The sequence below is a fragment of the Arthrobacter sp. B0316-1-20 genome, assembly GCF_059091865.1.
This window is the reverse complement of record NZ_JBNHHC010000050.1, coordinates 19386-29403: the sequence shown is the minus strand read 5'-3', so window position 1 is coordinate 29403 and position 10018 is coordinate 19386. Positions and strand designations below refer to the sequence as shown.

At 63.4% G+C, this 10018-nt stretch carries 10 protein-coding genes; 5 read left to right on the top strand and 5 right to left on the bottom strand.

Annotated features, from left to right (window positions below; translation table 11 throughout):
• Window positions 1-28 precede the first annotated feature (28 nt).
• The 5 genes from AC5RW2_RS35760 to AC5RW2_RS35740 all read right to left on the bottom strand — a co-directional run bounded on the left by AC5RW2_RS35760 (window position 29) and on the right by AC5RW2_RS35740 (window position 3279).
• A complete protein-coding gene (locus tag AC5RW2_RS35760; protein ID WP_493986679.1) occupies window positions 29-964 on the bottom strand; it encodes a DUF3560 domain-containing protein in 936 nt (311 codons plus the stop codon).
• Between the two features lie 57 nt (window positions 965-1021).
• Window positions 1022-1330 carry a DUF3846 domain-containing protein gene (locus tag AC5RW2_RS35755; protein WP_493986678.1) on the bottom strand — a complete coding sequence of 103 codons (309 nt, stop codon included), beginning with the start codon at window positions 1328-1330 and terminating at the stop codon, window positions 1022-1024.
• Between the two features lie 1014 nt (window positions 1331-2344).
• Window positions 2345-2551: a hypothetical protein gene (locus AC5RW2_RS35750; protein ID WP_493986677.1), complete on the bottom strand. Its 207-nt coding sequence runs from the start codon at window positions 2549-2551 to the stop codon at window positions 2345-2347.
• Between the two features lie 30 nt (window positions 2552-2581).
• Entirely contained in the window at window positions 2582-2776 is a 195-nt protein-coding gene (locus AC5RW2_RS35745) for a hypothetical protein (protein WP_493986676.1), read from the bottom strand.
• Window positions 2777-2889: 113 nt separating this feature from the next.
• The gene (locus AC5RW2_RS35740; protein WP_494075085.1) at window positions 2890-3279 is read right to left on the bottom strand and encodes a DUF6573 family protein; all 390 of its coding nucleotides are present in this window, start codon (window positions 3277-3279) and stop codon (window positions 2890-2892) included.
• A 716-nt stretch (window positions 3280-3995) separates the two neighbouring features.
• Here AC5RW2_RS35740 and mhpA point away from each other — a divergent pair.
• The 5 genes from mhpA (at window position 3996) to AC5RW2_RS35715 (ending at window position 9933) form a co-directional block, all read left to right on the top strand.
• The gene (gene mhpA, locus AC5RW2_RS35735; RefSeq protein WP_493986682.1) at window positions 3996-5759 is read left to right on the top strand and encodes a bifunctional 3-(3-hydroxy-phenyl)propionate/3-hydroxycinnamic acid hydroxylase MhpA; all 1764 of its coding nucleotides are present in this window, start codon (window positions 3996-3998) and stop codon (window positions 5757-5759) included.
• 35 nt (window positions 5760-5794) lie between these two features.
• Window positions 5795-6658 carry an alpha/beta fold hydrolase gene (locus AC5RW2_RS35730; RefSeq protein ID WP_494075084.1) on the top strand — a complete coding sequence of 288 codons (864 nt, stop codon included), beginning with the start codon at window positions 5795-5797 and terminating at the stop codon, window positions 6656-6658.
• A gap of 28 nt (window positions 6659-6686) precedes the next feature.
• Window positions 6687-7628 carry a 3-carboxyethylcatechol 2,3-dioxygenase gene (locus AC5RW2_RS35725; RefSeq protein ID WP_494002572.1) on the top strand — a complete coding sequence of 314 codons (942 nt, stop codon included), beginning with the start codon at window positions 6687-6689 and terminating at the stop codon, window positions 7626-7628.
• Window positions 7629-7753: 125 nt separating this feature from the next.
• Window positions 7754-8488 (top strand): 2-keto-4-pentenoate hydratase, encoded by a 735-nt coding sequence (locus AC5RW2_RS35720; RefSeq protein WP_494032667.1) that lies wholly within the window; start codon window positions 7754-7756, stop codon window positions 8486-8488.
• A gap of 104 nt (window positions 8489-8592) precedes the next feature.
• Window positions 8593-9933 (top strand): MFS transporter, encoded by a 1341-nt coding sequence (locus tag AC5RW2_RS35715; protein WP_494032668.1) that lies wholly within the window; start codon window positions 8593-8595, stop codon window positions 9931-9933.
• Window positions 9934-10018 lie beyond the last annotated feature (85 nt).

Here is a 10018-nt window from a genome sequence, read left to right as displayed (position 1 = left end):
CCTCCTTTCCTCTGCCGGTGCGGCGGGGCTATTCGGTGCGCTGGTACTCCTGTATGGAGGGGTAGCTGGCCTTCAGCGGGAAGCCGTTGTCGCTGGTGACGGTGACGGTCTTGGGGTTGGCGCGCAGGACCCGATGCCAGCGGCCGTTGATCTTGACCAGGTCCCCGGCTTTGACGGTGTTCTTTGAGTAGTCGGTGGCCATGCCGGCGGCGCTCTGCCGGGGGCGGATCCCGTTCCAGTAGGCGAGCTGGTCGGTCAGCTGGCCTTGCCTGGCCAGCAGGCCCTGGCAGTATGTCCCCTTGGCCGGCGGAGTGATGTCGTAGTTGCCGCCGTAGAGGGTGCGGCGGTATCCGTTCAGGCGTCGTTCGATGGAGCGCAGATCGGCCTTGAGCTTTTCGATCCGGCTGTACACCGTGACCGGATTCTGGCGCTCAGGGGAGACCGGAACCGCCACCTCGGCTTTGCGGGTAGCTTCTGCAGCCTCCGCCGCCTTCACCGCCCGATCGTTAGCCCTGGCGACCTGGTCATAGTGGCGGCGTATCCGTGCCTGGCAGTGGTGCCCGATCAGGATGGGCTGGCCGAACGGAATCCGATCGGCCATCTGACGATGCCGTTGTGAAGCGTTGGCGGCCGCACAGGTTTTCGCTTCGGTCCTGGCCTCCAGCGCTTCGGCCCGCTCCGTGGCGCGGTCAAGGTGGTCTGCCTGAACCTCCGAGGCGGAACGGAAACCTTCATCTATCTCGGTGTCCACGCTGAAGCCTTCGGCGCCCAGCCGCTCCAGGGTGAGATCGATGAGGCAGTGGTCGGGAGCAGCGTCCCGGGACCTGGGGACATACCAGCAGCCAATGCCACGGGACCAGCGCCAGCCCAGCTCCTTCAACACCAGATTCGACCCGTCACTCCGGACGGTTCCATCAAGCAAGGTCCCGGCGGCCGGGGTGTGGGTCAGAGCAAGTGAAGCCATGGATCCATCCTTCCTAGGGCTCCGGGCGGCCGAGAGTCCCCGGCCGTCCCGATTGAATTAGCCGCTGATGCGGGCCAGGGCATCCGACAGACGGCCGCCGGCCGCAATAACTCCGGGACGGACGCTGGAATCCTGCCCGTCTGGGCCGGGCGCCAGAACGACGGCCGGTCCCGCGATCCAGTCCTCTGCCCGGATCAGGCCATCAGCCCGGCACAGCAGGCTCGCCCGCAGGTTATGAGGCATTCCCGCGGCCTTGCCCAGCTCATTCAGGTACACAGTCATCAATGCATCACCCACGGCTTCAATGTCGCCGCCCACCAGCGACTGCAGGGTCTTCAGATCTGCCTCCAGCTCACGGGTCTCCAATGGTTAAGCCATATCGGTTGGTATAAGCAAAGCGGTAACCGCCACGGGAACCATTCCTATTTTGTTGATTGTGTATAAACAAATATAGGCGGGGCGAGACTGGGCTGTCAATAGCGTTGGGATCGTTGGCCCATGCGACATCCCCATCAATCGACGGCCCGGACAGGGTCCAGGAGTCCAGCCCCCGGCCAGGCATCCCGGGGTCTGCCCGGCCAGGCGTCCCGGGTTCTGCCCGGGCAGGCTGGGCCGTGAAGGATTCGGCGCGGCAATGCGGCCGGCCCGGTCCTGGTCCCTGGCCGGGCTTACCCTGCCCGCCGGGGCGGGTAGTGGCTAAGAGCTGTCCCGCCCGGACTCCATAACTGCCTCGGCTTGTGCAGCATGTTCGGCTTCCATCCGCATGATGATCTGCCCGAAGGCAACGAGTCCGCCGCTCATCCGCCGGCCTCGATCCCGACAGCCTGGACATGAAGCGCGCGGACCACAACGGAGCAGCCAATGGTCCCAATATGACTGCCTCCCAGCCTCTTCGGACCCGTCGATACCTCACGAGGGCTCGGGCTGCGATGAGCGGGGCCCCGGCATGGGCGGTGGCAGCCACCTTGGCCACATCAAGGCGACGCTCCAGATGGAGCGGAGCGATTCCGGGAAATCCGGGCAGTTACCCGGCGGCAGCATGCGCGGCGTCGACGGCTCCCTGGGATCTTCAATTTTGCGGGGTGGATACGGGGCCAGGGCAGGAGGCGGCTTCGTAAAGTGCTGTGGGCAGTCTCGGTCTGCTTCGCAGAACGGGGGCGGGCTGTTTGGCGTCCGACATCGGTATCAACCAATGCATGCACGGTTTCCGGTAGGGGGACGGCAGTGGCCAGGGCATGGAAAAGCGCCCTGCAGGAGGTCCACGATTGTCAGATCAACAGACTTGGCAGGGCGCTTTCACCATTGAGTCTAAGCGAGCCGCGGTTCAGCTGAAGCCCCAGGGGGATGTACTGTGTGTGCGGCCTATAGATGGTGGACGTTTTAGTAGTCGCCGGACAGAAGCTTTCTGGCACGGTTGATCTGGGTGCGGGTGGCTGTTTTCGGGACTGATCCGGGGCATTCGGGGCCGTGGGCCGCGCCGGTATCGTTAGCGTCGTTCCAGGGCATCTGCCTGCCGGGGGTCCAGAGGCATTCACGGCAGACCACGTGAAAACGGTCCGGTTCTTTGGTGGCGGCAATGGTGATCATCTGGCGGTGTCCCTCCCTGGTCTGTCGGTTTTATCGTAGGCGCGTCTTTGACGCCGGGAGGCATTCAGGGGTGTGAAGGAAGCGGTGCAGGGTCTGATATGTCCCGTACCAGGCAGCGGCGGCGCTCCTGCAGCTGTCAGCCTCCAGTTCCTCCACGTTCTGCATTGCCTCGTCGATGGCAGCCTGGAGGTGCTCGTCTTCAAGTGCCCGCGTACGTTCGCTCATCTTTCTTCGTGCCCCTTCCTCGGATCCTGATAAAAACTTCTGTCGAAAGGTGTAGGTCATCCCGGGTTTGCCCACTCCATAGGGAGCGGGCAAACCCGGGATGACAGATGGGTTCAGTCTTCGTGGGGCAGCAGGATGGTCAGCACGGGATCGGGGGTATCGGCCGGGCCGATGTGAAGGTGCAGTCGGACTTCTTCCGGTGCTTCGGCTCCCGCAACGTTGGGAACCCGAAAAACGGAGAACGGAATCCTGGAACAGGACCGGGCAGCGCGGGCCGCACCGGCCGCCATGACCAGTACGTCCCAGAGGCGCCCCTGCTCGTCCTGCCAGGGGCCGTTCCCGGTATTCCAGGCCACAGCCTCAGCCCAGGCTAGAGACGTCATCGCAGCCTCCCGGCTGAAACCGGTGGCCCGGGCGGGGCTGGTGATGTCGATCAGGACGCAGTCCGCGAGGGCGTCGGCGCGGGTGTAGCGGCTGATGATCTCGTGTTCACTGGCATTCAAGGGAACCCTCCTAATTTGTTGATCTGACATAAACATATTAAAGAAGTGGCGCCTATTGTGTCAATAGCGTTGCGATTCCCGGGTGTGGCTCTTTTGTACGCGGCCCTCCGGGCTCTGTGCAATGGTGACGGCCGAAGAGCAGCTCACCGCCGCCCTGGACTCCTAGTCCGAAGACCTCGAAGCCGCCGCTTTCTGTGCCGGCCCGGCATTCCTTCGGCAGCTCGATTTGCCGCCGCACTGCACGACATCGCGAAGGCCGGAAGATGGGTGCAGTCTCATATGCACCGTTATCGGCACAATGTGGAAATGCGGGCAAAGGGCGCAGGATGCCGCTGGAAGACACCCAACCGGGCCGCCGAAAAGAACGCCGCTGCGGCCCTCCAGGATCAGAACAACCTCGAACGGTAACGTCGCCGCTCGCCCGCATGGGCACGGCAAAAGCTAACAAGGCGCGATGCCCGGCGACCAGGCGGCCGCAACCGCTCAGGCCATTTTTGCCACCGCCACCACCCTGCATCTCTGGCGGCTCCCCTAACCATCTCCGTGCTGCAACATCAGGCCCTGTGTTGCTTGACACACCTCTTGCCGCATGGTGTGCTATCGACCATAGCATGCACATAGTGTGCATGTCTGTGCCCTATGTACACGATCCATTCGTTAGCTGCACCCGGCGCCACGTGCTTGGGGTCGCTGCGCCAAACGTGAAGAAAGCAACCATGAACAACAAAGCAACTCATCGCAGCATCCAAACCGATGCGGAGACCGAGGTCTTGGTGATCGGGGCCGGCCCGGCCGGCCTGATGCTCGCCAACATCCTGGGCATGTACGGCCGGAAGGTGACAGTGCTGGAGGCCATGGACCGGCTCATCGACTACCCTCGCGGCGTGGGCTTGGACGACGAGTCCTTCCGCACCATCCAGACCGTGGGGCTGGTGGAGACGGTGCGCCCGCATACCAACCCGCAGCACATCCTGCGGCTGGTCAACGGTGCCGGTAAGACCATCCTGGTCAACAACCCGCAGACCGACGAGTTCGGCTGGGACCGCAAGCACGGCTTCATCCAGCCCGACGTCGACAAGGCTCTCTGCGAGGGGCTAACCCGCTTCGAGAATGTGCAGGTGCTCTTCAACCACCGGGTAGAGGACGTTCAGGAGGACGCCGACGGCGTCACCGCCATCGCTTTGGTTACCAGCCCGGAGGGGCAGGTAGAGGAACGCCGCTTCCGTGCCCGGTACCTGGTCGGCTGTGAGGGCGGGAAGTCCCCGACCCGTAAGAGGATGGGCGTGAGTTTCGAGGGCGAGTCGCCCTCAACACGTTGGCTGGTGGTGGACGTGAACAACGACCCGCTGGGCACCCCGAACGTCTTTGTCGGTGCTGACCCCAAACGGCCCTACGTCTCGATCGGCCTGCCGCACGCGATCCGCCGTTGGGAATTCATGCTCCACGATGACGAGACCGAGGAGCAGGTCACCGACCCGGCCTACGTCGACACCCTGCTCAAAGACCATGTCCCGGACCCCTCACAACTGGACTTCATCCGCCTCCGCGTCTTTACCCACCATGCACGGGTCGCCGGTTCCTTCCGTAAGGGCCGGCAGCTGATCGCCGGCGACGCCGCGCACCTGATGCCCGTCTGGATGGGCCAGGGCTGGAACTCCGGCATGCGCGATGCCACCAACCTCGGCTGGAAGCTCGCGGCCGTAGTTTCAGGGCAGGCCGGCGACGAGCTCCTGGATACCTATACGGCCGAGCGCAGGGGGCATGCCAAGGCCATGGTGGACCTGTCCCTGACCTTCGGGAAGTTCATCAAGATCACCAACCCCGTCGGCGCGGCAGCCCGCGACGCAACCTCCTCCGTGCTGAACCTGTTCCCATCGGTCAAAAGCTATTTTTCCGACATGAAGTTCAAACCGATGCCCCGCTATACCCAAGGCGTGCTGGCCGACCCGAGCACCCAGGAAGCCGGCCGCGCAGGGGCCGCCCTGACCAGCAAACTGATCCCCGTCCGAACGGCAAACAGTAAAGTATCGCCCGTCGGCCGGCAGTTCCCCCAGCCGCGCGTCAACAGCAAGGACGCGGACAACCTGTTGCTGGACGACGCGATCGGCAACTGGTGGTCGGTCATCGTTTGGGGCAACAGCCCCAAGGACGTGCTCCCGGAGGATTCGCTGGCAAAATTGCGTTCCCTCGGCGCCCGTCTGGTCTGCATCTTGCCCGAGACCCAGCGCGAATGGGCCGAAGAATACATGGACGGGGACGTGCTGGTACTAGGCGACCATACCGGCCGCATGAAGAAATGGTTCGATGACCGGCCCACACCACTGGTGTTCCTGCGCCCGGACCGCTTCGTCGCGGGGGCCTGCCTCACCCAGCACGCCCCGGCCACCCTGGACGCGATCCTGAGTTCCATGGCCTTCACCGGACAGCCCGTCCAACCAGCCCACCCCGTCAGTGACGGCATCAGGGTGCTGGCCAGCTAGTGCCAGCCCCGCCCATCCCTTCCGGAAGGAACACCATGAACACCCTCCAAATCCCCGACTATAGGACCGATGCCTTCTTCGGCCTCGAGGACAGGTGGCTTGAGACCGCCGAGGGCGAGCTGACGCACTACCACGAGCTGGGCGAGGGCACTCCGATCCTGTTCCTGCACGGCTCCGGCACGGGTGTGACCGCCGCGGCGAACTGGTGGCTGAACCTGCCGCAGATCGCCGAGCAGGGCCGCTGCATCGCGATCGACTCCATCGGCTACGGCCAGACCATCGTCGCCCCCGGCACCAAATACGGCATCAGGGAATGGGTCCGCCACGCGGTGCGCGTGCTCGACGCGCTGGGCATCGAGAAGACCTGGATCGTGGGCAACTCGATCGGCGGCTGGGTCGCCATGCAGTTCGCCATCGACTTCCCGGAGCGCCTGCTGGGCATCGTGTCCATGGGCACCGGCGGAGCCAAGAAGACCGCAGCCCTGTCCGGCCACTCCAAGCCGGAACTGTCCGAGGCCGGCATCCGCCGCACGCTGGAGCAGTTCGTCGTCGACAAGTCCCTGGTCACCGACGAACTGGTCTCACTGCGCTACGCGGCCGCGCTGAACGACACCGCCTCGGACCGCCTGATCGAGGTTGTCACCGCCCGGGACCGGGACCGCGATGCGCTGCCGCTGGACTTCGAGGTGCTCTCCAGGCTTCAGATCCCGGTTCTGCTGATCCACGGTGTCCAGGACGTCGTGATCCCGGTCTCGCGCACCTGGGAACTGCTCAATGTCATCCCGACCGCCGACGCGCATATCTTCAGCCAGTGCGGCCACTGGTCCCAGGTCGAGCGCGCCGACGAGTTCAACGAGATCGTCAGGCAGTACCTCGCCGTCCACGGCGTGAGCCGCTGAACATCAGGATGATCAAAGGAGTGCAGCCATGAACCAGGCCCTGCTGTGCATGTCCCACAGTCCGCTGCTGGAACACACCAACCCGCCGGCCGAGGTGAAGGCCGCCGTCGAGGCCGCCTTCGAGGCGGCCCGCCGGTTCGCCCGGGACTTCAACCCGGACCTGGTGGTCAACTTCGGCCCGGACCACTACAACGGCTTCTTCTATGACCTGATGCCCCCGTTCTGCATCGGCTACGAGGCGGTGGGCACCGGCGACTACGACTCCTGGGAAGGACCAATCAACGTCCCGACCGGCATCGCCGAGGAGCTGGCCCAGTTCGTCATCGACCGGGACATCGACACCGCGATCTCCCGCCGCATGGAGGTCGACCACGGCGCCGTGCAGCCGATGGAGATCATCTTCGGCGGGCTGGATGCGACTCCGGTGATCCCGGTCTTCGTCAACTCCGTCGCCCGCCCGTTCACCAAGGTCTCCCGCGTGCGCCGGTTCGGCCAGGCCATCGGCGAGTACTTCCGCAACAGTGACAAGAAGGTCCTGTTCATCGGCTCGGGCGGCCTGTCCCACGACCCGCCGGTCCCCCAGATCGCCACCGCCACTCCCGAGCAGCGCGCGTTTTTGACCAACGGCCGCCACCCCACCCCCGAGGCCCGCGCCGCCCGCCAGGCCAAGACCATCGCCACCGCCGAAGCGTTCGCGGCCGGTGAGGCGGACATCATGGACCTGAACCCCGAATGGGACCGCGCCTTCCTTCAGGTCTGCAGGTCCGGGAAGGTGGAGGACTTCGACGCCTACACCGCCGACGGGATGGACGCGGTCGCCGGACACTCCTCCCACGAGGTGCGCACCTGGGTCGCCGCCTACTCCGCGCTGCGCGCCTGCGGCGAGTACGAGGTCACCTACGAGTTCTACAAACCCATCAAGGAATACATTGCCGGTTTCGGCGTCACGACGGCGGTGCTGAAGAAATGACGGATAAAAGGATCGAGGGGCCATCCTGTGGATCACGCAACACACAGCCAAGCCTTAAGTCATGACATCAGTACTAGCGCTATCTCCGGGATAGGGGGCAAGAAGTGGACCTCGCTAAGGCAGCAATGAAGCTCGAAGAGGCTGAGCGCCGTGTCGTGGGAATCGAACCGTTCTCACGCCACGCTCAAGGATTGACAGATGAAGAGGCCTGGGCCATAGCCGCTGAACGGAATGCCGAGCGTCGTCGCATCGGGGAAAAACAAACCGGATACAAGCTCGGATGGACTTCAAAAGCGATGCGCGATGCGCTCGGCATCAAGAAGCCAAATTTTGGGTGTTTGTGGGATGGGATGCTTCTTGATCAACCTATTCAGCTGAACAGATTCATCCATCCCAAGGCCGAGCCGGAGTTTGCCTTCCGCGCCGAAGCAGAATTATCCGGACCAAATATCACGGCACACGATGTCGTCAGCTCAGGATTGTGGGCCGTGGCTATCGAGGTTGTAGACCCTCGGTGGGAAAGCTATGAGTTTACTTGGGCCGACAATACAGCCGACGGCTCCTCCGCTGCAGGATATGTGACGAGTTCATTCACGACGATCTCGTCCGCGCCGGAGGATCTGATCCTCAGCTTCTCCAACGGCGAGCATGTGCAATTCGGCCGCGGCTCCGCTGCGATGGGTTCTCCTGCGGAAGCGGTCACGTACCTGGTCCGCGAACTTCATCATCAGGGAAGAGGTCTTGAAAAAGGAATGATTGTACTTACTGGTGGAGTCACCGCTCCAATCGACCTCGTTTCAAGGGCAATTCTAAGAGTTAGTTCTCCGCAAATCGGCGAATGCGAGCTGATCTGTCAGTGAATTCCACTTCTGATTCGCTGCTTCGGGGGAATGCAGCACGATTCGTGCTGGCGTTTAATCCCGAGCCCGATCTCCCAGTTCACCTCTTCCAGTAAGGAACGACCATGTCGTCACCAGCCAACAACGTCCTGGCATCGATGGACGCCCGCTCTCGCGTTACGGAAGCCCGCAAGGTCATCCTCTCGAGCTACCTCGGATCCACGATCGAGTTCTACGACTTCCTGCTCTACGCCTCGGCCGCAGCCTTGGTCTTTCCTCACGTATTTTTCACCAACCTCGACCCGCTTGCCGGGGCGGTTGCCGCCTACGGCACCTTCGCCGCCGGCTACCTCGCGCGTCCCCTCGGCGGGGTCGTCTTCGGACACTTCGGCGACCGTCTGGGCCGGAAGAAGATGCTCATCATTTCCATGCTCCTCATGGGCGTAGTCTCTGCACTTATCGGTTTGATTCCAAGCGCCGCCGTGATCGGGTCCTGGGGAGCAGTCATTCTGATTCTGCTCCGAGTCTGCCAAGGCATTGCCGTAGGCGGCGAGTGGGGTGGGGCCGCCCTGATGGCCCTGGAGCACTCCCCTCAGGGCCGTCGCGGCTTTGCCGCATCCTTCGCCAACGCCGGCGCTCCGACGGGCGCCGCCCTGGGAACTCTCATTATGGGCATGTTCGCAGCCATGCCGGAGGAGCATTTTCTCTCCTGGGGCTGGCGCATCCCGTTCCTCTTCTCGTTCGTGCTGCTGGGTGTCGGCATCTTCGTCCGCTCCCGGATTTCGGAGAGCCCGATCTTCCAGGCCGCCTTGGCGAAGGAGGCCGCCAAGGGCTCCCCGGCCAAGCGCAAGGTCCCGATCCTCGAGGTGTTACGCCGCCCGCGTGCCCTGATCTATACGATGCTTGCCGGGGCCTCAGTGTTCGGGCTCCAAGTGTTCCTAGCCACCTTCGCGATCGCCTACGCAGTCGAGAACGGTGCCGACCGGCAGTCGGTACTCTATGCCTTCGCCGGGGCATCCCTCATCAGCGTGTTCTCCTTGGTGGGCATGGGCCGGCTCTCTGATCGAGTGGGTCGGCGTCCGGTCATGGTGGTCGGTTCGCTGCTGTTCGTGGCCCTGATCTTCCCGATGTTCTCCTGGCTGGCCACCGGCAACGTGCTGCTGATCTTCGCGACATTCACCATCGGCCTGGTCTGCCACTCCGTAATCTATGGCCCGCTGGCGGCGTTCATCTCCGAGCAGTTCGGCACAACCTCTCGCTACACTGGGGCCTCCCTGGGGTACCAGTTCGCGACCCTCATCGGCGCGGGCTTCACGCCAACGATCCTCGCCACGATCTACGCATCCTCGGGGCAGTCCATCGCCCCTGTGGTCTGGTACCTAATGGGAATGGCGCTGGTCAGCATTATTTTTATCCTGCTCACCAGAGAGTCCAAGGACTACGACCTGACAACCCACCAGCATTAAGGCGAGGATACTCTGACACGTCGGTGGCGTCCGATCTTTCGATAGGATCGGGCGCTACTGGCGTGCGGAGCCAAGTCCAAATCTC